Here is a 22,176-nt window from a genome sequence, read left to right as displayed (position 1 = left end):
GGCCGGGAAATTCCCGGCCTTTTTGTTTGTCAGCGATCAGTGGGCCGGTTCGGCCAGCGCCGGATCGTCGCCGTTCTCGTCGACGATGCGGTGGACGCTCTTGCTGGCGATGAAGGTGTAGAACATCGGCACCACGAACAGGGTGAACATCGTTCCGATGATCAGACCGGTGAAGATCACCAGACCCATCGAGTAACGCGCGGCAGCGCCGGCACCCGACGCCAGGATCAGCGGCACGACGCCGAGCGCCATGGCGGCGGTGGTCATCAAGATCGGACGCAGGCGCACCTTGGCCGAAGCGACGATGGCCTCGAAGCGGTTGAGCCCGTGTTCGTGACGCTGCTGGTTGGCGAACTCCACCAGCAGGATGCCGTGCTTGGTGATCAGGCCGATCAGCGTAATCAGACCGACCTGCGTGTAGATGTTGAGCGTTGCCAGCCCAAGATTGAGTGGCAACAGCGCGCCGAAGATCGACAGCGGCACCGTCATCAGGATGATGAGCGGATCACGGAAGCTTTCGAACTGAGCGGCCAGCACCAGATAGATCACGATGACGGCAAGCGCGAAAGCGATCAGGATGGTGTTGCCCTGCGCAACTTCCAGACGCGACTGGCCCGAATAGTCGATAAAGAACCCATCGGGCAGCAGCGGCCGCGCGATCTCCTCAAGCGCGGCAAGGCCGTCGCCGGTGGAGATGCCGATCATCGGCAGAGCCGAGATCGTCGCCGAGTTGAGCTGGTTGAACTGCTCGATGGCAGCCGCCGAAACACCAGTGGTGATGTCGACGACGGCAGAGAGCGGAACCATCTGGCCGGTGGTGCTGCGCACGAAGAAGTCGCCCAGACGCGCCGGGTTGTCACGATATTCCTGCGGCACCTGGAGGATGATGTCGTAGCTGTTGGAATCGCGCTCGAACTGCGCGACGGCGGCACCGCCGACGAGCAGGCTGAGCGTGTTTCCGACATCGCGAACCGGCAGGTTGAGCGCGGCAGCACGGTTGCGGTCGACCGTGACCGTGACCTGCTGGGCGTCGAACGACAGCGAGTTCTGCACGAACAGGAAGCGGCCCGACGCCTGCGCCTTCTGGCGGATTTCGTCGGCAACCTCGAAGACCTGGCTCGGATCGCCGGTCGACTGGATGACCAGCGAGATCGGCAGGCCGCCACCGGCACCCGGAAGGGATGGCGGCGCGAACACCAGTGCCTGCACGCCGGCAATCTTCGTCAGCCGCTGCTGGATCTCCTGCTGGAGTTCCTTCTGCGACCGTTCACGCTGCGACCAGTCCTTGAACGCCCACAGCGCGATGCCGGAATTGGTCTGGCCGCCGAAACCGACGATCGAGAAATTCGCGTCAAGCTCGGGGATGTCCTTGGTCAGCTCGCGCATCTGGTCGGTATAGGAGCGGGTGTAGTCCGTCGTCGCGTAAGGCGGCGCGGTCACCAGCGAGAAGAGCGCGCCTTCATCTTCTTCCGGCGCAAGCTCGGACGACGTCTTGACGAACATGAAGCCGGTAAGTCCGACCAGCACAAGCACGACAAGCAGCGTCACCGGGCGATATTTCAGCGATCCCGACACGAGCCGCTCATAGCCATTGGCAAGCTTCTCGAAGGTGCTGTCGACGATGATCTGAAAACGGCTGTGATTGCCACGCTTGAGAAGACGGGCCGACATCATCGGGGTGATCGTCAAGGCGACGAGACCGGAGATGACAACTGCGCCCGCCAGCGTCAGGGCGAACTCGCGGAACAGCGCGCCGGTGAGGCCGCCGGTAAAGGCCAGCGGCGCAAGAACGGCTGCCAGCGTGATCGTCATGGCGATGACCGGGCCGGTGATCTCCTTCATGCCGACAAAGGCCGCCTTCATCGGCGCCATGCCGTCCTCGATGTGACGGTGGATGTTCTCGACCACGACGATGGCGTCGTCGACGACGAGGCCGATCGCCAGCACCATCGCCAGCAGCGACAGCAGGTTGATCGAATAGCCAAGGGTGAGAAGAACGAAACACACGCCGATCAGCGACAGCGGGATCGTGATGATCGGCATCAGCACCGAACGGAACGAGCCTAGGAACAGCAGGATCACCAGCACAACGATGACAACCGCCTCGGCGATGGTCTTGAACACCTGGGTGATCGACGCGCTGATCGATTCCGTCGCGTCGAACATGACAGTGATCGACATGCCATCCGGCAGGCTCGCCTGAATTGCAGGCAGCTCGGCATGAACGGCCGCAGCGGTGGTCAGCGGGTTTGCCGACGGTGTCGGGAAGACACCGATGAACGTGCCGGGCTGGCCGTTGAAGTTCACCACCATGTCGCTGCTCTTGGCGGCAAGCTCCACCTGGGCAACGTCACGCAGACGCACGACATCGTCGCCCTTGGCGCGCAGCGGCAGGGCACCGAACGCTTCCGGGGTCTGCAGCGTGGAGTCCATGTTCACCGAATAGGTGACATATTCGTTGCGGGTCTTGCCCGGCGCCGCAAGGAAGTTGGAGGCGTTGATGCCGGCCAGAACTTCAGTGGCGGTCAGACCATGCGCGGCAAGACGGATCGGGTCGATCCACACCCGCATCGAATAGTTGGCCGCGCCCATGATCTGGACCTCGGCAACGCCCTCGATGGTGGACATACGCGGACGCACGACGCGCTCGATATATTCGGTGAGCTGCTCGGGCGTCATGTTGGGGTTCTGCATCGCCAGATACATCGTGGCGAACTGCATGCCGGTGCCCTTGACGATGATCGGATCATCAGCGTCGGACGGAAGCCGGCCACGCACCTGCTGCACCTTCGACATGACTTCGGTCAGCGCGATGTCCGGATTGGAGCCAAGCTGCATCTGGACGGTCACGACACTGGCCGACGGACGGCTCTGCGACGTGACATAGTCGACGTTCTCGGTGGTCGAGACGGCGGACGAAATCGGCGACGTGATAAAGCCCTGGATCAGCTCGGCGCTGGCTCCCGGATATACGGTCGTGATCGTGATGACGGTTTCCTCAACCTCCGGGTACTGACGCACCTGCAGGTTGAACAGACCCTGAAATCCCAGAAGCAGGATCAGGAGTGCCAGCACGGTCGACAGGACCGGCCGGCGAATGAAGAGAGCGGAGAAATTCATTTTGCTGCCGCCTGCGATTTCGACGGGTCGATCGTGTTGTCGATGACAACCGGCGAGCCATTGTTGAGACGGTTCTGGCCAGCATTGACGACCTGATCCCCCGCCGCAACACCCGATGCGATCTCGACAAGCGTTCCGGCGCGGCGACCAACCTGAACGAAGACCTGACGGACTTCCAGCTGCGCCTCTTCCTGGCCCTCCTGCTTTTCGCGCTCGCGCACGACATAGACATAGTCGCCATAAAGGCTGGTGACGACGGTGGTCTGCGGCAGGGCGATGATGTTTTCCTCGGCGTCGAGGTCGAGCTTGATCTCGACGAACTGGCCCGGCGTCAGCGCGCCATCGGTGTTGTCGATCCGCGCGCGCACCGAAGCCAGACGGCTGGCCGGGTCGACCTTGGGATCAATGCCGATGACTTCGCCGGTGAACGGATAATCGCTGCCGCCAACCCCAAGACGCACGCGCTGGCCGATCTTGACCGACGACAGCTGCTGCTCGGGAACGGTAAAGTCGGCGCGCATCGTTTCCAGATCCTGGATCGTCGCGATGATCGTGCCGGGCGAGACATACTGGCCCGGATCGACACGCGGAATGCCGATGGTGCCCTTGAACGGGGCAACCAGCTTTTTCTGGGCCGTGACCGATTCAAGGCGCGAAACCTGAGCTGCCGAAACCGAGGCAGCTGCCTGAGCCGCCTCAAGCGAGACGCTGGAGCCGACGCCGCGCTGCTGCAATTCCTGCGAGCGGCGCAGATTCTGGCGATCCAGTTCGGCCTGTGTGCGGCCCACTTCCAGATCCGCCTGCTGGATGTCGTCATCCAGCTGAAGCAGCAGGGCGCCGCCCTCGACAATCTGGTTTGCCTCAAAGTCAACGCTGCGCACGATGCCCGTCGTCTCGACGGTCAGATCGACGCCGCGCGCGGCATTGACGGTGCCAATCGCCTCGATGGAAGGGGTCCAGGTGGACGGCTCAGCCTTGGTGACGGAGACGGTGACGTTCGGGACCGGCATATTGGCAAAGAATTGCTCGATCGCCTGATCGCGGAACATGTTGAAGCCGACCACCCCGCCGGCCACGAGCACGAGCAGAACGATGGCGATTAGAAAACGCTTTATCATGGGTCGAGATTCCCAGCAGTGGGTAAAAAAACATAGGGCCCGGAGGCGCTTCGGTAAAGACCTAGCACGTCAGGGTTGCTGTTAGATGAACGTTACTGTACCGTCTGGACGGTTATGTCAAGGAGGATGATCGCCAGTTGGACCGGATGCCCAAGGAAACCGTTCGCAGCCGCCTGCTTCGCGCTGCAGAAGAACTGACCCATGTAAATGGCGCCGGGAACATGTCGCTGGACGCGGTTGCCGCGCGGGCGGGCGTCTCCAAGGGCGGCCTGCTCTATCATTTCCCCACCAAGGCCAAGCTGCTGGAAGCGCTGGTCGAACGCTTCATCGAACAGTTCGAAGCCGAGCTGGCGGCAAGGATCGGCACTGGCAGCAGCCAGAGCGGCAATGTCGGCGCAGCCGTTGTCGAGATGTTCGTGCAGGAACGCAGCTTCGGGCGACCGCCGCCTTCGGGACTCCTCGCCGCCCTTGCCGAAAACCCCGAATTCATCGAGCCGATCCGCAAGCAGCACACTGCGCTTCTGGAACGCATCCAGTCCTCGGCCCGCGACCGGACCGACGCAACGATCGCATATCTTGCATTGCAGGGCATCCGATCGAACGCCCTTTTTGACTTCCAGCATCTTCCCGAAACGATTTTCGACGACGTCGTGGCCCGGCTGCGTCAGATGGTCCGGGACTGACCACCCGGAGCGGGCAAGGCCGGTCACGCAGAGGCGCGACCGCCATCTACTGCAATGCGCCAAGTAGACGCGCCGGAACACCCCAAATCGGATAAAAAAACGCCAAAGACACTTGCCAGCCAAGTAGTGGGCAAATTTGTCCACAAGGCTGCCGGTGGAATATGTCGCGCGACGGCCTGTTCGGCGAACAATATTTCAAGATTGAAACAACGCGGAGAAATTTCGCATTTCGAGGCCCTTCGGATTCGGCATCCCGGCACCCGGAAATCCACAGAAAATTCCCGTTTGTGACAATGAAATCAATTGCTTAGATAACAACAAAGTGGCGTCGCCCAGCCTGTAAAAAGGGCGCTTTCCAAACGCGCTCCCCCTCGTTAAGGTGTTGCCCAATCGTGGGCAGGGCTCAGGCCTTCACGGGGAACGCAACAACAAGCAATAAGGTTTGGGAACCACTATGCGCAAACTTCTTCTTACTGCGAGCATCATTGCGATCGGCGCCGCTGTCATGCCGGCTTCGGCCGAAACGGTTCGCTGGGCTCGCAACTCGGACTCGCTGACGCTCGACCCGCACTCGCAGAACCAGGGCGTGACGCACACATTTGCTCACCACATCTACGAGACGCTGGTGGATCGTGAAGTCGACGGCTCGCTGATCCCGCGTCTGGCAACCGACTGGAGCGTCAAGGCCGACGACCCGAACGTGTGGGTGTTCAAGCTGCGCGAAGGCGTCAAGTTCCACGATGGCGCGGACTTCACCGCAGAAGACGTCGTGTTCTCGCTCGACCGCGCGCGTTCGGACAAGTCGAACATGAAGCAGCTGCACGCATCGGTCGAGAGCGTCACCGCTGTGGACGACCACACCGTCGAAGTGAAGATGGCCGGCCCGTCGCCGCTCTATCCGAACAACCTGACCAACACCTTCATCATGGACAAGACCTGGACCGAGGCGAACAACGCCGTGACGGTTCAGGAAGCTGGCTCCGCCGATGACAACTATGCCGTGCGCAACGCCAACGGCACTGGCCCCTACATTCTGGAATCGCGTGACCCGGACGTGCGTTCGGTGCTCAAGATCAACGAAAACCACTGGGCTGAAACCAAGCCGGCAGTGACCGAGATCATCTTCCTGCCGATCGCCGACAACGCGACCCGCGTGGCAGCGCTTCTGTCGGGCGAAGTCGATCTCGTCCAGGACGTGCCGGTGCAGGACATCGAGCGCCTCAGCAACACCGCTGGCCTCAAGGTCGAAACCGGCCCGGAAAACCGCTTCATCTATTTCGGCTACCGCGTCTCGGAAGCCCCGCTGAAGACGTCCAACATCACCGACAAGAACCCGCTCAGCGACGTGCGCGTGCGTGAAGCGATGCATCTTGCGATCGACCGCAACGCGATCAAGCAGGTTGTGATGCGCGGCCAGTCGATGCCGACCGGCGTCGCCAACCCGCCCTTCGTCAATGGCTGGACGCCAGAACTCGACGCCTATCCGGAAAAGGCTGACATTGAAGGCGCCAAGAAGCTGCTCGCCGATGCCGGCTACGCAGATGGCTTCACCATCACGCTCGACACCCCGAACAACCGCTACATCAACGACGAGGCGATCAGCCAGGCCGTTGTCGGCATGCTCGGCCAGATCGGCATCAAGGTGACGCTGGCATCGCGTCCGGTCACCCAGCACTCGCCGCTGATCCAGAACGAAGAGACAGACTTCTACCTGCTCGGCTGGGGTGTTCCAACCTTTGACTCGGCTTATGTCTTCAACGACCTTATCCACTCGAAGGAAGGCCATTACGGCGCCTACAACCCGAGCGGCTACTCCAACAAGGAACTGGACGCCAAGATCCAGTCGCTGGGCACCGAAGTCGATCTCGACAAGCGCAACGCGACGATTGCAGAGATCTGGGCGAAGGTTCAGGAAGATCGCGTCCTGCTGCCGATCCACAACCAGGTGCTGGCCTATGCGATGAAGGACGGCCTGTCGCTGGCGGTTCATCCGGAAAACCAGCCGCGCCTGTATAACATCACGATCGGACAGTAACCGACGAGAACAAGTGCCCGCGCCGCAGCCATTGCGGCGCGGGCCTTTTTCGTTAGCATCCCGAAATCATAGTCTCGCAGCGCCCGACTTTCGCATGCCGGAAGCCGTGGCTTGTGCAGCTTGCGCTGTTCGTAGGGTTTTCGAACAAGACGCCTAGACGGGGATAAAACCATGCTTGCCTTCATCCTGAGACGGCTCGCGCAGTCCATCGTCGTGATGGGCGTCGTCGCTCTCATCTCATTCATGCTCTTCCGCTATGTCGGCGACCCGGTAGCTTCGCTGCTCGGACAGGATTCGCGGCTGGAAGACTTCGAAGATCTTCGCCAGCGCCTTGGCCTGAACGATCCGTTCTACGTCCAGTTCGGTCGTTTCGTCGGCAATGCGCTGCAGGGCGAATTCGGCATTTCCTACCGGTTGCAGACGCCGGTGACGGAACTGATCATGAGCCGCCTGCCCGCAACCATCGAGCTGGCCTTCGCCTCGGCGCTGATCGCGCTGGTGTTCGGCCTGTCGCTCGGCGTGTTCACCGCGCTCAAGCCACGCAGCTTCCTGACCGGCGTCGTGATGACGCTGTCGCTGGTCGGCGTGTCGCTGCCCACCTTCCTGATCGGTATCGGCCTGATCTATGTCTTTGCCGTCGAACTGCAATGGCTGCCCTCATTCGGGCGCGGCCAGGTGGTCGATCTGGGCTGGTGGAAGACCGGCCTGTTGACGGAATCGGGGCTGCGCTCGCTGATCCTGCCGGCCATCACCCTGTCGCTGTTCCAGCTCACGCTGATCATGCGGCTGGTGCGTGCCGAAATGCTGGAAGTGCTGCGCCAGGACTATATCAAGTTCGCGCGCGCCCGCGGCCTGTCCAACCGGGCGATCAATTTCGGCCACGCGCTGAAGAACACGATGGTGCCGGTCATCACCATCACCGGTCTGCAGCTGGGCTCGGTGATCGCGTTCTCGATCGTCACCGAAACCGTGTTCCAATGGCCGGGCGTCGGCTCGCTGTTCATCAACTCCGTGCAGGTCGTCGACGTGCCGGTGATGGCGGCCTACCTGATGTTCATCGCCTTCGTCTTTGTCGTCATCAACCTGATCGTCGACATCCTCTACTACGCAGTCGATCCCCGCTTGCGGATCAACGCGTCCGGATCGGGAAAGTAGCCCCATGACAACTCAACCGAACCTGGCCCCTCCGGCGGCCGCCAAACCCAGATCGCGCCTCTATCGCATGTGGGACTCCGACATCTTCTTTTCGTTCCGGCGCTCGCCGGTGACCATCGTGGCGGCCATCGTCGCCGTGCTGCTGATCGGCGCGGCGCTGCTTGCGCCGTGGATTGCGCCCTACAATCCGTTCGACCCGTCGAGCCTCAACCTGATGGACGGCTTCACGCCGCCCAACTCGCAGTCGATGATGGGCAACTACTTCCTGATGGGCAGCGACCATCAGGGCCGCGACGTCTTTTCCACCATTCTTTATGGCAGCCGCGTCTCGCTGTTCGTCGGCGTTCTGGCAACGGCCTTCGCGATGCTGATCGGCATCTCGCTGGGCCTGACCGCAGGCTATGTCGGCGGCAAGACGGACGCGGTGATCATGCGCGTCGCCGACATCCAGCTGTCGTTCCCGGCGATCCTGATTGCACTGCTGATCTTCGGCATTGCGCGCGGCATCATTCCGCCGAGCAAGCAGGAAAACATGGCCCTTTGGGTTCTGATCATCGCCATCGGCCTGTCGAACTGGGCGCAGTTCGCCCGTACCGTTCGCGGCGCAACGATGGTGGAGCGGCAGAAGGACTATGTGTCGGCCGCCCGCATCATGGGCGTGCATCCGCTGTTCATCCTCGTGCGCCATGTGCTGCCGAACGTGATGGCACCGGTGCTGGTGATCGCGACCATTGGCCTCGCGCTGGCGATCATCGAAGAGGCGACCTTGTCATTCCTCGGCGTCGGCGTTCCGCCAACCCAGCCATCTCTGGGAACTCTGATCCGCATCGGCCAGCAGTTCCTGTTCTCGGGCGAATGGTGGATCCTGTTCTTCCCCGCCATCACCCTCATCCTGCTTGCGCTGGCCGTGAACCTTCTGGGCGACTGGCTGCGCGATGCGCTGAATCCGAGGCTGCGCTGATGAGCGAACCTATCGTTTCAGTCCGCAATCTCGTGGTGGAGTTTCCACTTCGACGCGGTCTCTTCACCGCCGTCAACGGCGTCTCGTTCGACATCATGCCGGGGGAAATCCTTGGCGTGGTGGGCGAGTCCGGCGCCGGCAAGTCGATGACCGGCTCGGCCATCATCGGCCTGATCGACCGTCCGGGGCGCATTGCCAGCGGCGAGGTCTATCTGAGCGGCCAGCGCATCGACAATCTGCCCCCCGACGAGATGGCCAAGCTGCGCGGCAAGCGCATCGGCATGGTGTTCCAGGACCCGCTGACCTCGCTGAACCCGCTTTACACCATCGGTGAACAGCTGATCGAGACGATCCGCCGCCACCTGCCGATGAACGAGGCGCAGGCGCGTCAGCGGGCGATCGACCTTTTGGCGGAGGCGGGCATCCCCTCCCCCGAAACGCGCATCGACAGCTATCCGCACCAGTTTTCGGGCGGCATGCGCCAGCGCGTCGTGATCGCGCTCGCGCTGTCGGCGGAGCCCGACCTCATCATCGCCGACGAGCCGACTTCGGCGCTCGACGTGTCGGTGCAGGCGCAGATCATCCGCGTCTTGAAGCAGCTGTGCGAAAGCCGGGGTGCTGCCGTGATGCTGGTGACGCACGACATGGGCGTGATTGCCGAGACGGCCACCCGCATGATCGTGATGAACAAGGGCAAGATCGTCGAGACGGGCTCCGTCGGCGACATCATCAAGCGTCCGCAGGAAGAGTATACGATCAACCTGATCAACTCGATCCCGTCGATCAAGGACGAGACGCGCCGCCACGACGTGCCGCCGGCAGCAACGCCGCTGGTGCAGGTGAAGAACCTGACACGCGACTTCGACCTGTCGCCGGGCATGCTCGACCGCATGCTGAAGGGCTCCAAGCGCACCGTCGTCAAGGCAGTGCAGGATGTTTCCTTCAACATCCGCAAGGGCTCGACCTACGGGCTGGTCGGGGAATCGGGTTCCGGCAAGTCGACCTGCGCGCGCATGCTCGTCGGCCTGATCAAGCCAACCAACGGCCAGGTGCTCCTCGAGGGCGACGACATCTGGGCCGGTGGCTCGGGCACCCAGCAGCGCCGCCAGCGGGTGCAGATGATCTTCCAGGATCCCTATGCCAGCCTCAACCCGCGCTGGCGCGTCGGCGACATCATCGCCGAGCCGATGCGGGCGCTGAAGCTGGTCGCCAACAAGCGCGAAGCCGAAGAGCGGGTGGCGGACCTTCTGGAAAAGGTGCGTCTCGACCCGATCTCGATGCGCAAGTTCCCGCACGAATTTTCGGGCGGCCAGCGCCAGCGCATCGCCATTGCCCGCGCGCTGTCGAGCCAGCCGGAATTCATCGTCTGCGACGAGCCGACGTCAGCGCTCGACGTGTCGGTGCAGGCGCAGGTGCTCGACCTGATGCGCAGCCTTCAAGACGAGTATGGCCTCACCTATCTTCTGATCAGCCACAACCTCGCGGTTGTGCGCCAGATGGCCGATGATGTGGGTGTCATGAGCAAGGGTGTATTGGTGGAACAGGGTCAGGTTGACGACATCTTCGACAACCCGCAGGCCGAATATACCCAGATGCTCCTGAACGCGGTTCCGGACATCTCGAAGGTAAACTGAAGGAGTTCGCGATGAGCGAAAAATGGGTCGATGAAGTTTTGGACTTCTGGTTCAAGGAACTGACCGCACAGGACTGGTTTGGCGGCGACAAGACGCTCGACGAGACGATCAAGACGCGCTTCAAACCGCTCTATCAGGACATGCGCAGCAACTTCCGCGTCGACAGCGTGGAAGATGCTCGCACGGCGCTGGCCGCGATCATCCTGTTCGACCAGTTCCCGCGCAACATCTATCGCGGCTCGCCGGCGGCGTTCGGCACCGACGACATGGCGCTCGGACTTTCCCGTCGCGCGCTCGACCGGGAATTCGACCGGCAGCTGTCGGACACCGAAAAGCAGTTCATGTACATGCCGCTCATGCACTCCGAGGTGATGGCGGACCAGGAAAGATGCGTCGACCTGTTCCGTAGCCTCGGCAACGAGAACGGCCTGAAATTCGCCATCGAGCATCGTGACATGGTCGCCAAATACGGTCGCTTCCCGCACCGGAACAAGGCGCTGGGCCGCGAAAGCACCGCAGCGGAAGTCGAACTTCTGGAAAGCCACCCAGGATACGGCCAATAGCGCAATCCTGCCTGCTGAAGACTTGCACCGCTCGAAATTGTCGCCATAGTTGACGAGATAAGGCGGGGCGGTCTTCAGAGCCAGACAGACTTTGAAGACGCAAGAGACGTGCCGGACAGGCGCGCCGCAGACCCCCCAACTCAGGAGGAAACCAAAGTGGCGAAAACACCGGCAAAAGCAGCTTCGACGAAGACCGACGCACCAGCGACCACCAAGCCGGAAGCGGTGAAGACCGCCAGCAAGGCTGCGGCAAAACCAGCCGCCACCCCGAAGGCCGCCACCTCGAAGGCCTCGGCAGCAAAAAGCGCGGACAGCGCCGCCAAGACAAAGACCACGCCAAAGCCAAAGGCGACGCCTGCCAAGGCCGCAGCGGCGACGGCAAAGGCGAGCGCGCCGAAGACCGCGGCAAAACCGGTGGCGAAGGCCAGCGCAAAGGCCACCCCGGCGAAGCCTGCTCCCACAAAGGCCGCTGCCGCGCCGAAGGCAGAAACCGCCAAGCCGGCTGCAGCCAAGAGCGCGCCGGCCGCGAAAGCCACGACCAAAGCTGCCGCTGCTCCAAAGGCTCCAGCCAAGACCGCCTCGAAACCCGCCGCCGACAAGGCGTCAGCCAAACCCGCCGCCAAGGCAGCAACAGCCGACAAGCCAGCAAGAACTGCGGCGAAAACTGCGGCTAAAACACCAACGACTGACAGCTCCAAGACCAAAGCTGCCGTGAAAGCGCCTGAAACCGTGACTGCTACTCCTGCCTCGCCTTACGCTGCCAAACCCTGGCTCTCCAGCTATCCAAGCGTCGTGAAACCAGAGATCGGACCGATCGAGGACAATTCGCTGGCCGAGATGCTGACCAAGGCCTGTGCGAAATATTCGACCCGTCCCGCCTTCACCTCGATGGGCAAGAGCCTGACCTTCACACAGCTCGATGAAGCCTCGCTGCATGTTGCGGCCTGGCTGCAGTCGAAAGGCCTGCAGAAGGGTGCGCGCGTCGCGATCATGATGCCGAACGTGCTGCAATATCCGGTGGTGCTGATGTCGGTTTTGCGCGCCGGCTACACCGTGGTGAACGTCAACCCGCTCTATACGCCGCGCGAACTGGAGCACCAGCTGAAGGATTCCGGCGCGGAGGCGATCTTCATTCTGGAGAATTTCGCCACCACGCTGCAAACCGTCATCAAGAACACGCCGGTCAGGCACGTCGTCGTGGCCGCCATGGGCGACATGCTCGGGCTGAAGGGCCATGTCGTCAATCTGGTGGTGCGTCGCGTCAAGAAGATGGTGCCGAACTGGAACCTGCCGGGCCATATCAGCTTCAAGGACATGCTGAAGGACGGCCGCTCAAGAACGTTCAAGAAGGTCGATATCGGCCAGGAGGACGTGGCTTTCCTGCAATATACCGGCGGAACGACGGGCGTTTCCAAGGGCGCGACGCTGACCCATCGCAACATCCTGGCCAATACCAGCCAGAACCAGGCATGGCTCGAAACCGCCTTCACCAAGCGCCAGCGCCCGACGCGCCTCGTCTTCGTGTGCCCGCTGCCGCTCTATCATATCTACGCGCTGACCGTGAACGCGTTCATGGGCATGAAGCAAGGCGCGGAGAACGTGCTGATCGCCAATCCGCGCGATATTCCGGCCTTCGTGAAGGATCTGCAGAAGCATCCGATCAACGTTTTCCCCGGCCTCAACACGCTGTTCAATGCACTTTTGAACAATGAGGACTTCCAGAAGCTCGACTTCAAGCCGCTGATGCTGACCTTTGGCGGCGGCATGGCGGTGCAGCGCGCGGTTGCCGAACGCTGGCACAAGCTGACCGGCAACATGATCTCGGAAGGCTACGGCCTGTCGGAAACATCGCCGGTGGCGACCGCCAACCTGTTCAGCGCGGAATCCTTCTCCGGCACCATCGGCCTGCCGATCCCGTCCACCGATGTCGCGATCCGCGACGACGATGGCAACGATCTGCCGCTGGGTGATGTCGGTGAAATCCTCATCCGCGGCCCGCAGGTGATGGCCGGCTACTGGAACCGCCCCGACGAGACCGCCAAGGTGATGACCGAAGACGGCTACTTCAAGTCTGGCGACATGGGCTTCATGGACGAGAAGGGCTATGTGAAGATCGTCGACCGCAAGAAGGACATGATCCTCGTCTCCGGCTTCAACGTTTATCCGAACGAGATCGAGGACGTGCTGGCGATGCATCCGGGCATTCTGGAAGTGGCAGCTGTCGGCGTGCCGGACGAGAAGTCGGGCGAAGTGCCGAAGGTGTTCGTGGTGCGCAAGGACATGGCGCTGACCGAGAAGGACATTCTCGACTATTGCCGCGACAACCTGACCGGCTACAAGCGCCCGCGCCATGTCGAATTCCGCAACGAGCTGCCGAAAACCAATGTCGGCAAGATCCTGCGGCGCGAGCTGCGCTGATCCGACGAGACAACTTAAAAGGCCCGCTTCGCGCGGGCTTTTTCATGACGCCAGTTTCAAGCCCCGGCCAGATAGGCCGGAAGATCGCTGATCGAGTCGAGCACGATGTCGGCGAGCGGGGTGAGCGATTCTCGGGTGCCGGTGCCGGACAGGACCGCAACCGCAAGGCCGACGCCGCCGGCCTTTGCCATTTCCAGATCGTGACGATTGTCGCCGACCATGGCGAGTTGCGACGGCTTGAGGCCGGTCAGGTCGCAGAACGCATAGACGGTGTCGGGCGCGGGTTTCGGATTGGCGACCGCGTCATAGCCATAGGCCGCCTCGAACATCTGCGCCACGCCGAGGGCGAGCAACGTCCGCTCCGCCCCGCTGGTGGAATCGTTGGTGGCGATGCCAAGCTTGAGGCCGCGCGCGTGCAGCGTCGTAAGCGTGTCGCGGCAGCCTGCCAGCGGCACCGGCGTTGCCGCATCCTGCGACGAGGTGAAACTGTTGAAATCGGCGAGAATGAGGTTTCGCGCCGCAAGGTCGAGCTCGGGATACCACAACTCGACAATGTCAGCGTTGGTGCCTGCGGCAAACACGGAATCGGGCAGATAGCGATGGGTTTCGAAATCGAACCCCGCCTGCTCCATCAATAAATTGGCGCGCTCGCGATTGCCTTCGGCTGCGCGCATGGCGAGGGTGTCGCCGGCAGCGAACCACGTCGCATGAAAGTCGACAAGCGTGCCATCCTTGTCGAACAGAATGCCCTTGATTTCGGCCAACAGATTATCCTTCGCGAAGTTCGTGCATATGTGCCACGAGGCCTGCGGTGGAGGCATCGCGGTTTGCGGCATTCTCTCTGCCTTCCACGACAGGCAAGAGGCCGGTGGCGAGTTCCTTGCCCAGTTCGACGCCCCATTGGTCGAAGGCATTGATGCCGTATAGCTGCGCCTCAACGAAGACGCGATGTTCGTAAAGGGCGATCAAGCGCCCCAGCGTATAGGGATCGAGCATCCGGTAGAGCAGCGTGACCGACGGACGATTGCCGGGGAACGCACGGTGCGGTGCGAGGCGTTCGGCCTCATCGGCAGACATGCCCCTCGCCAGCATCTGCGCGCGCGCCTCATAGAGCGTGCGCCCCTTCATCAGCGCTTCCGATTGCGCGAAACAATTGGCGAGCAGCAATTCGTGATGGAAGCGCAAATCCGCCTCGTGGCCGTTGGCGGCGACGAGAAACTCGACCGGCACAATGTCGGTGCCCTGATGGAGAAGCTGGAAGAAGGCGTGCTGGCCGTTGGTGCCCGGCTCGCCCCACACCACCGGCCCGGTCGGCGTTGCCACCGGCGCGCCATCAATTGTGACGCCCTTGCCGTTGGACTCCATGTCGAGCTGCTGCAGATAGGCCGGCAAGCGCGCAAGGCGCTGATCGTACGGGATCACCGCGCGGGTCGGATAGCCGCACACGACGCGGTTCCAATAGCCGACCAACCCCATCAGCAGCGGCACGTTGCGGGCGGCTGGCGTGTCGGAAAAATGCCGGTCCATGGCGTGGCCACCGGCCAGGAACTGACGGAAATTGTCCGCGCCGACGGCGATCATGACCGGCAGGCCAACAGCCGACCACACCGAATAGCGCCCGCCGACCCAATCCCAGAAACCGAAGACGCGATCAGAAGCGATGCCGAAGGCGGCGACCTTGTCGAGCGCAGTGGAAACGGCGGCAAAGTGATGGCCGACAGCTTCCTCGCCAAGCCTCTCGGCGACCCAGCGCCGCGCGGTGGCAGCATTGGTCATCGTCTCGATGGTAGTGAAGGTCTTGGACGCGATGATGAACAGGGTGGTCTCGGCGCTAAGACCCTTCAGCGTGTCGGCGATATGCGCGCCGTCGATATTGGAGACAAAATGCGTGCGCGGCCCGTCATGATAGGGCGCCAGAGCGAGCGTCGCCATCGCCGGGCCGAGATCGGAGCCGCCGATGCCGATATTGACGACATCAGTGATCGGCTTGCCGGTGGCGCCGGTCAGATCGCCGCTGCGGATGCCTTCGGCAAAGTCCGCCATCGCCGCAAGCACGGCGTGCACGTCTTCGGCGACATCATGGCCGTCGAGCATCACGCGCTCACCTTGCTGCGCGCGCAAGGCGACATGCAGCACCGCACGGTCCTCGGTGTTGTTGATCCTGCCGCCGGAAAACATCGCGGCGCGACGCGTTTCCACACCTGCCGCGATGGCAAGCGTGTGCAACAGCGTCAGCGTTTCGCTGGTCAGAGCGCATTTGGAGAAATCGAACAGCAGGTCGTCCTGCCGGGCAGAAAACGCCTCGAAACGATTGCCATTGGCAGCGAACGCCGCGCGCAGGTCGAAATCACCCTGCTGTTCCCGGTGAGCCTTGAGCGCGGCAAGAGCTGCGTCGAAATTCTTGGTGCCCATATCAATCTCCGCAAACCAGCAGAAGGTGCCGCAACTCATATGCCCCGAGAGCGTCAGGGTTCAAGCGACAATTGTCAAAACAGACGGCCAAGGCACGGTTCTGGCGCAAATCGCACGTATCAGTGATGCGCATTGGTACGATCAATTTATTTCACTGGTGCAAATCATTGGACCAGTCTTCAATGCGTTGAGCCAGAACCGCAGCCCAGTGGATCCGGTGCAGTTGGGGAGCATTGCATGTCATCACGTACCGATCCGGCTATCTGGTCCGGGCTGTTTCGAATTTCGACCGATTCCGGGCAGACCCTTCAGGCACAGATCCGTCAGGCAATCGTCGCTGCCATCCTCGACCGGCAGATCGCGGCCTCGATGCCGCTGCCCTCGTGCCGGATTCTGGCGCAGAAGCTTGGCGTGGCGCGCGGGACGGTGGTGCTGGCGTTCCAGCAATTGGTCGATCAGGGCTTTCTCGTCGCCAAGGAACGGCGCGGGCACTTCGTGAACCCGGAAGTGCTGGCAACGCCGGGGCGCATCCGCGAGCCGGGGATCAAGGAAAAACAGGACACGATCGACTGGAAGGCGCGGCGCAAGATGGCGCCGTCCGAAATGCCCGAACCGCGCAAGCACGAGAACTGGATCAAGGCGTCCTACCCGTTTGTCTACGGCCAGTTCGACCCGTCGCTGTTTCCGACCGCCGAATGGCGCGAGTGCAACCGCATGGCGCTGGCGGTGCTGGAAATCCGCAACTGGGCCGCCGACATGGTGGACCGCGACGACCCGCTGCTGATCGAACAGATCCAGGCGCGGCTGTTGCCCCGGCGCGGCATCTTCGCCAATCCGGACGAGATCATCGTGACGCTGGGCGCGCAGCACGCGCTCTACATGCTGGCGACGCTGTTGATGGGACGCGACACCAAGGTGGCGATGGAAGACCCCGGCTATCCCGATGCGCGCTCGATCTTCCGGCTTGCCGGCGCTGAAGTGACGCCCGTGCCGGTGGACCAGGAAGGCATCGACCCTTCGGCAATCCCGCGTGACAGCGACTTCGTGTTCGTCACGCCCAACCACCACTGCCCGACGATGGTGCCGCTGTCGCAGGAACGTCGCCAGCAGATTCTCGACGATGCCGAGAAGCATGACCGGCTGATCATCGAGGATGGCTATGACAGCCAGCTGGTCGATGACGCACCGCAGCAGGCGCTGCGCGGACAGGACCGCGCGGGACGCGTGATCTATGTCGGCTCGCTGTCGAAGACGCTCGCACCGGGCCTGCGGCTTGGCTACATCGTTGCTTCGGCGGGGCTGATCGCGGAGTTGCGGGCCCTGCGCCGCTTCATGCTGCGCCATCCGCCCGCCAACAACCAGCGCGCCGTGGCGCTGTTCCTGTCGCTGGGCCATCATGAAGCGCTGGTGCGCCGGCTTTCAACGGCCTTTGCCGAGCGGCGCAAGCGGCTGACGCAAGCGATCGAGGCGCAGATGCCGGAATGGCACATTACCGACACGCCGGGCGGAACCTCGATCTGGCTGCGCGGCCAACGCGGCACCAATGGCGCGGCCATCGCGCAAGCGGCGGCAGCACGGGGCGTGCTGATCGAGCAAGGCGCGCGCTTCTTCGATCAGCCGCAGCAGAACGGCCATTTCCTGCGGCTCGGCTTCTCGTCGATCACGCTCAACAATATCGAGCCGGGAATTCGGGAGCTGGCACAGGCGGTGCAACGACGCGCGGCGGCATAAGTAGCACGCTGCCTGGCTGATCTTCTCAATCCTCGCTGGAGGCGCTGAGACCGTAAAGCTCGACCAGCTTGGGGCTGACGAGCTTTGAATGCAGCGCCAGCAGCACGAGCTGGGCGTCGAAGCTTTCTTCGCGCTCAAGTGCCCTGTCGAGACGCCGTTCAGCCTCAGCCGTGGCATCGGGGCCATTGGCGCGGGCGAACTCGTCCGGCCCGACGATGCAGAAACCGAACAGCTGCGCCACCGGCGGATAGGCGCTTTGCGGCGGCTCCTGATCGGGCCACTGGTCCTTCATCAGATTGACGATGGTCAGCTTTGCGCCATCCGGCACCATTGCCGGATGGATATCGACAGCACGCAAGGCGGCATCGAGGGCGCGCAGATCGGCAGAGCGCCCGAACCGGCCAAGGAAACCGAGAGAAGAGTTGCGACGCGTCATGATGCGGTTTCCCGTCACTGGGTTTCGGTAAGTGAAAACTTACGCTACTGCTTCTTGCGTGCACCGCGAAAATCGGCAGGACGCTTTTCCAGAAACGCCAGCACGCCTTCCTTGTAGTCGTCGGACCAGCCGCATTGCTGCTGCAGCGAGCGTTCAAGGTCGAGCTGCTCTTCGAGCGAATTGGTCGAGGCTGCCTGAATCGCCTGCTTGGTAAGTCCATACGCACGCGTCGGACCATTGGCGAAGCCTTCGGCAAGGGCGACGGCCTCAGCCATCAGCTGCTCATCGGCAACCGCCTTCCAGATAAGACCCCAATTGGCGGCATCTTCCGCCGACAGCGGCGCGGCGGTGAGCGCCAGCGCCTTGGCGCGCGCCTCACCCAGATGACGCGTCAGCCAGTAAGTGCCCCCCGCATCGGGGATGAGGCCGATCTTGGAAAAGGCCTGAATGAATTTCGCCGAATGGGCGGCCAGAACGATGTCGCAGGACAATGCGATGTTGGCCCCGGCACCCGCTGCAACGCCGTTGACCGCACAGATCACCGGCTTGGGCATGGCGCGCAGCTTGCGCACCAGCGGGTTGTAATAGGTCTGCAGGGTGCTGCCGAGGTCCGGGCTTTCGCCCTGCAAGGTCGGATCGCGACCGGCCAGATCCTGCCCGGCGCAAAAGCCCCGCCCTGCCCCCGTCAGGATGATCGCGCCGCAATCTGGATCCGCCTCGCACTCTTCCAGTGCGGCGCGCAGGGCCAGATGCATCGCTTCATTGAGCGAGTTCAGGCGATCCGGGCGGTTAAGCGTGATGACAGCATAGAAGTCGCGGCGTTCGAAGATGACGGGCGTTTCGGTCAAGCGGGGTTCCTCCGGAGTTAGGGGAATAGGGGAAAAAGGGAGTAAGGGAACAGGCAGCAGGTATTTTCCCTACTCCCCTAACTCCCTACTCCCCTTCCCTCTACTCAAACACAATCGTTGGCGCGGCGGCTTTGGCTGCCTGCTGCTCGACCTGAACACGCTCCCAGACCTTGGCGGCGATGGCGCGGTAGATCTTCGCCTGTGCGCCTTCGGGATCGCAGGCAACGACCGGGCGGCCACCGTCGGAGCTTTCGCGCACATCCATCGTCAGCGGCACTTCGCCCAGGAACGGCACGCCGAGACGCTCGGCCTCGCGGCGGGCACCGCCATGGCCGAAAATGTCGTAGCGCGCGCCGGTGTCGGGGGCGAGGAAGTAGCTCATGTTCTCGACGATGCCGAGCAGCGGGATGTCGACCTTCTTGAACATGTTGATGCCCTTGCGTGCGTCGATCAGCGCCATGTCCTGTGGCGTCGAGACGATCACGGCGCCGGCGAGCGGCACCTGCTGGGCGACGGTAAGCTGGGCATCGCCGGTGCCGGGCGGCATGTCGAGCACGAGCACGTCGAGCGGCGCCCATTCGACTTCGCGCAGAAGCTGCGACAAAGCCGACATCACCATCGGTCCACGCCAGATCATCGGCGTTTCCTCTTCGACGAGGAAGCCCATCGACATCACCTTGATGCCGTAGTTCTGCATCGGCTTGAGAACCTTACCGTCAACCGTTTCGGGACGACCGGAAATGCCGAGCAGACGCGGCATCGACGGGCCGTAAATATCGGCGTCGAGCACGCCGACCTTGAGGCCGAGCGTGGAAAGACCAAGCGCGAGATTGACCGCCGTGGTCGACTTGCCGACGCCGCCCTTGCCGGACGCAACGGCAATAATGGCACCGACACCCGGAACGCCGGCCTTGCCCTGCTGGCGACCTGCTGGCGCAAGCGGCGCAGCCGGACGCGCGGCAGCGGCGGGACGTGGCGCAGGTGCGGGGCGCGGCGGGGCAGATTCCATGCCGCCGCCCTTCTTTTCCGCGGTAAGCGCGACGACCGCGCCTTCGACACCGGGAATTGCCTTGACCGCACGTTCGGCGGCGGCACGCAGCGGCTCAAGCGCCTGGGCGCGATCCGCTGGCACGGTGATCGAGAAGAAAACCTTGTTGTTGGCTATGAAAATATCCGAGACCAGCCCGAGCGATACGAGATCGCCTTCAAAATCGGGCCCCTTGATGGTCTTCAGCGTTTCAATGACGGCGTCTTTGGTAACTGACATCTTTAAGCACTACCCCTTGGGCTCAAGCCGTTGGCTGCATCTGAGATAGTCCAGTTTGGCGCGCGAACCAAGTCTGCCAGCGTCGCAGGCCAGCTATTCCACGTCACGGAAGGCCGGGCCCTGCGACGCCCGGCCTCCAGCGAAGCTGACTACTGGCGCAGCGCCGTCAGTGCGTCAGCCCATTTGTGCAATTCGTCCAGCACCAGGCGGGTGCCGTCCACAACCGGTTCAGTCGGCGTGAAGCCGGTTTCGGGGTTCAGCATGCCGAACACCATCGGCACCGGCACGCCCTCCGGGATCGGCATGATCTTCAGCGTGGTCAGCATCAGTCTCAGTTCCTGCGCGGCCCGCAGACCGCCCGAAATCCCGCCATAGCTGACGACTGCCGCGGGCTTGTAGGCCCATTCATGGCTCAGATAGCTCAGGGCGTTGATGAGCGAAGCCGGCGGGAAATAGTTGTATTCCGGCGTCACGAACAGGTAGGCGTCGGCGGAATCGACGGACGCAGCCCATTTCTTCGTATGGTCATGCGCATAATCCTGCATGCGCGGATGCTTGGGCTCGTCATAGACCGGCAGGGCGAAATCGGCCAGATCGACCAGATTGGCGTCAAACTTGCCGTGCTCGCGGGCGAAGGTTTCGGCCCACGCTGCAACCTTGGGACCGATGCGGCCCGGACGCGTGCTGCCGATGATGATGTTGAGTTTCATTGCAATTCACTTCTTCATTTCAGATTTGCAGGCGCGGGAGGACGCCTTGCGGACCTGATGACGCGATGCAGCAAAAAGGACAAGCAGGCACTTTCAGGTGACTGCCCTGCTGGCGTGGCGCACGCGCCTCGGCTAGGCTTGCCGCCATGATCGACAAGCTCGAATTCTTCATGGCGCTGGCGCGCACGCGGCACTTCGGCAAGGCAGCCGAGGAACTGGGCATCACCCAGCCGACGCTGTCGGCGGGGATCAAGCAGCTGGAAGACCAGCTTGGCGTGATGCTGGTGCTGCGCGGCTCGCGCTTTCAGGCGCTGACGCCGGAAGGCGAGCAGGTGCTGGTCTGGGCGCGGCGGATCACCAACGACACGCGCACCATGCGCGAGGAAATGCACGCGGCACGGCGCGGCTTGTCGGGACGGCTGCGCATTGCCGCGATTCCGACCGCGCTGGCGATGACGCCGCTTCTGACGACGCCATTTCGCGAGCGCCATCCGGGCGTGTCGTTCACCATCCTGTCGCGCACCTCAATTGAAGTGCTGTCGCTGCTGGGCAATTTCGACATTGATGCCGGCATCACCTATCTCGACAACGAGCCGCTGGGGCGGGTGTTGTCAGTGCCGCTTTATGCCGAGCGTTATCAGCTGATCACGGCGGCAGGCACGCCGCTTTCGGAACGCGAGCAGGTCACCTGGTCGGAAGTCGCCGAACGGCCGCTGTGTCTGTTGACACCGGACATGCAGAACCGGCGCATCATCGATCATCATCTGGCGGAAGCGGGCGCATCGGCGCGACCGACGCTGGAATCGAACTCGATGATCGTGCTGTTCTCGCATATCCGCACCGGCAAATGGTCGTCAATCATGCCGCTGAACCTGGCCGAAACATTCGGCTTTGCCGAGCCGATCCGGGCGATCCCGATTGTCGGGCCGGACGCCTCGCACAGCGTCGGGCTGGTGGTGGCGGCGCGCGAGCCGCGCACCCCGCTGGTCGCCGCACTGCTTGAGGAGGCGCAGCGGCTGGCAAAAGCCTTCCAGAGCAAATAGCCGACCGAACAGTTCAACTGTATACATCGCTCGCGCTTGATA

The 22,176-nt window shown here is 62.5% G+C and carries 18 protein-coding genes; 9 read left to right on the top strand and 9 right to left on the bottom strand.

The window, feature by feature from the left end:
* Positions 1-36: 36 nt before the first annotated feature.
* Both BMZ42_RS00340 and BMZ42_RS00335 read right to left on the bottom strand, forming a co-directional pair.
* The gene (locus BMZ42_RS00340) at positions 37-3,120 is read right to left on the bottom strand and encodes an efflux RND transporter permease subunit (protein WP_091517409.1); all 3,084 of its coding nucleotides are present in this window, start codon (positions 3,118-3,120) and stop codon (positions 37-39) included.
* The gene (locus BMZ42_RS00335) at positions 3,117-4,238 is read right to left on the bottom strand and encodes an efflux RND transporter periplasmic adaptor subunit (protein ID WP_091517408.1); all 1,122 of its coding nucleotides are present in this window, start codon (positions 4,236-4,238) and stop codon (positions 3,117-3,119) included. The genes BMZ42_RS00340 and BMZ42_RS00335 overlap by 4 nt, the downstream gene beginning before the upstream one ends.
* Positions 4,239-4,384: 146 nt before the next feature.
* Here BMZ42_RS00335 and BMZ42_RS00330 point away from each other — a divergent pair, with 146 nt between their 5' ends.
* The 6 genes from BMZ42_RS00330 (at position 4,385) to BMZ42_RS00305 (ending at position 11,269) form a co-directional block, all read left to right on the top strand.
* Positions 4,385-4,921, top strand: coding sequence for a TetR/AcrR family transcriptional regulator (locus tag BMZ42_RS00330; protein WP_091517406.1), 537 nt, complete (start codon positions 4,385-4,387; stop codon positions 4,919-4,921).
* A gap of 454 nt (positions 4,922-5,375) precedes the next feature.
* Complete coding sequence (locus tag BMZ42_RS00325; RefSeq protein WP_091517404.1) at positions 5,376-6,956, top strand: ABC transporter substrate-binding protein; 1,581 nt, start codon at positions 5,376-5,378, stop codon at positions 6,954-6,956.
* Positions 6,957-7,127: 171 nt separating this feature from the next.
* A complete protein-coding gene (locus BMZ42_RS00320; protein WP_091517403.1) occupies positions 7,128-8,111 on the top strand; it encodes an ABC transporter permease in 984 nt (327 codons plus the stop codon).
* Between the two features lie 4 nt (positions 8,112-8,115).
* Entirely contained in the window at positions 8,116-9,072 is a 957-nt protein-coding gene (locus BMZ42_RS00315) for an ABC transporter permease (RefSeq protein WP_091517401.1), read from the top strand.
* Positions 9,072-10,706: an ABC transporter ATP-binding protein gene (locus BMZ42_RS00310; protein WP_091517400.1), complete on the top strand. Its 1,635-nt coding sequence runs from the start codon at positions 9,072-9,074 to the stop codon at positions 10,704-10,706. Before BMZ42_RS00315 ends, BMZ42_RS00310 begins: the two co-directional genes overlap by 1 nt.
* Before the next feature lie 11 nt (positions 10,707-10,717).
* Entirely contained in the window at positions 10,718-11,269 is a 552-nt protein-coding gene (locus BMZ42_RS00305; RefSeq protein ID WP_091517398.1) for a DUF924 family protein, read from the top strand.
* A 140-nt stretch (positions 11,270-11,409) separates the two neighbouring features.
* On the opposite strand, the gene BMZ42_RS18205 is transcribed toward BMZ42_RS00305, so the two are convergent.
* A complete protein-coding gene (locus BMZ42_RS18205) occupies positions 11,410-11,967 on the bottom strand; it encodes a hypothetical protein (protein ID WP_244523096.1) in 558 nt (185 codons plus the stop codon).
* A 31-nt stretch (positions 11,968-11,998) separates the two neighbouring features.
* On the opposite strand from BMZ42_RS18205, the gene BMZ42_RS00300 reads away from it, so the two are divergent.
* Positions 11,999-13,687: a long-chain-fatty-acid--CoA ligase gene (locus tag BMZ42_RS00300; RefSeq protein ID WP_244523095.1), complete on the top strand. Its 1,689-nt coding sequence runs from the start codon at positions 11,999-12,001 to the stop codon at positions 13,685-13,687.
* Between the two features lie 56 nt (positions 13,688-13,743).
* Here the strand turns inward: BMZ42_RS00300 and BMZ42_RS00295 are convergent, their stop codons facing one another.
* On the bottom strand, positions 13,744-14,451 hold the full coding sequence (locus BMZ42_RS00295; RefSeq protein WP_091517395.1) for an HAD family hydrolase: 708 nt from the start codon (positions 14,449-14,451) through the stop codon (positions 13,744-13,746).
* A 4-nt stretch (positions 14,452-14,455) separates the two neighbouring features.
* Positions 14,456-16,099 carry a glucose-6-phosphate isomerase gene (gene pgi / locus BMZ42_RS00290; RefSeq protein ID WP_091517394.1) on the bottom strand — a complete coding sequence of 548 codons (1,644 nt, stop codon included), beginning with the start codon at positions 16,097-16,099 and terminating at the stop codon, positions 14,456-14,458.
* A 237-nt stretch (positions 16,100-16,336) separates the two neighbouring features.
* Here pgi and pdxR point away from each other — a divergent pair, with 237 nt between their 5' ends.
* On the top strand, positions 16,337-17,830 hold the full coding sequence (gene pdxR / locus BMZ42_RS00285; protein WP_091517392.1) for a MocR-like pyridoxine biosynthesis transcription factor PdxR: 1,494 nt from the start codon (positions 16,337-16,339) through the stop codon (positions 17,828-17,830).
* A gap of 25 nt (positions 17,831-17,855) precedes the next feature.
* On the opposite strand, the gene BMZ42_RS00280 is transcribed toward pdxR, so the two are convergent.
* The 4 genes from BMZ42_RS00280 to BMZ42_RS00265 form a co-directional block, all read right to left on the bottom strand.
* Positions 17,856-18,266, bottom strand: coding sequence for a hypothetical protein (locus tag BMZ42_RS00280; protein WP_091517391.1), 411 nt, complete (start codon positions 18,264-18,266; stop codon positions 17,856-17,858).
* 44 nt (positions 18,267-18,310) lie between these two features.
* The gene (gene paaG / locus BMZ42_RS00275; protein ID WP_091517389.1) at positions 18,311-19,114 is read right to left on the bottom strand and encodes a 2-(1,2-epoxy-1,2-dihydrophenyl)acetyl-CoA isomerase PaaG; all 804 of its coding nucleotides are present in this window, start codon (positions 19,112-19,114) and stop codon (positions 18,311-18,313) included.
* Between the two features lie 100 nt (positions 19,115-19,214).
* A complete protein-coding gene (locus tag BMZ42_RS00270; protein WP_091517387.1) occupies positions 19,215-20,381 on the bottom strand; it encodes an Mrp/NBP35 family ATP-binding protein in 1,167 nt (388 codons plus the stop codon).
* 149 nt (positions 20,382-20,530) lie between these two features.
* Positions 20,531-21,091, bottom strand: a complete 561-nt coding sequence (locus BMZ42_RS00265) for an NADPH-dependent FMN reductase (protein WP_342028898.1) — start codon at positions 21,089-21,091, stop codon at positions 20,531-20,533.
* 146 nt (positions 21,092-21,237) lie between these two features.
* Here BMZ42_RS00265 and BMZ42_RS00260 point away from each other — a divergent pair, with 146 nt between their 5' ends.
* Complete coding sequence (locus BMZ42_RS00260) at positions 21,238-22,134, top strand: LysR family transcriptional regulator (RefSeq protein ID WP_091517384.1); 897 nt, start codon at positions 21,238-21,240, stop codon at positions 22,132-22,134.
* The last annotated feature ends 42 nt before the right edge of the window (positions 22,135-22,176 follow it).

The sequence above is a fragment of the Aquamicrobium aerolatum DSM 21857 genome (genome assembly GCF_900113935.1).
GTDB classification, from domain to species: Bacteria; Pseudomonadota; Alphaproteobacteria; order Rhizobiales; family Rhizobiaceae; genus Aerobium; species Aerobium aerolatum.
This window is presented reverse-complemented; position numbering and strand designations above follow the sequence as displayed.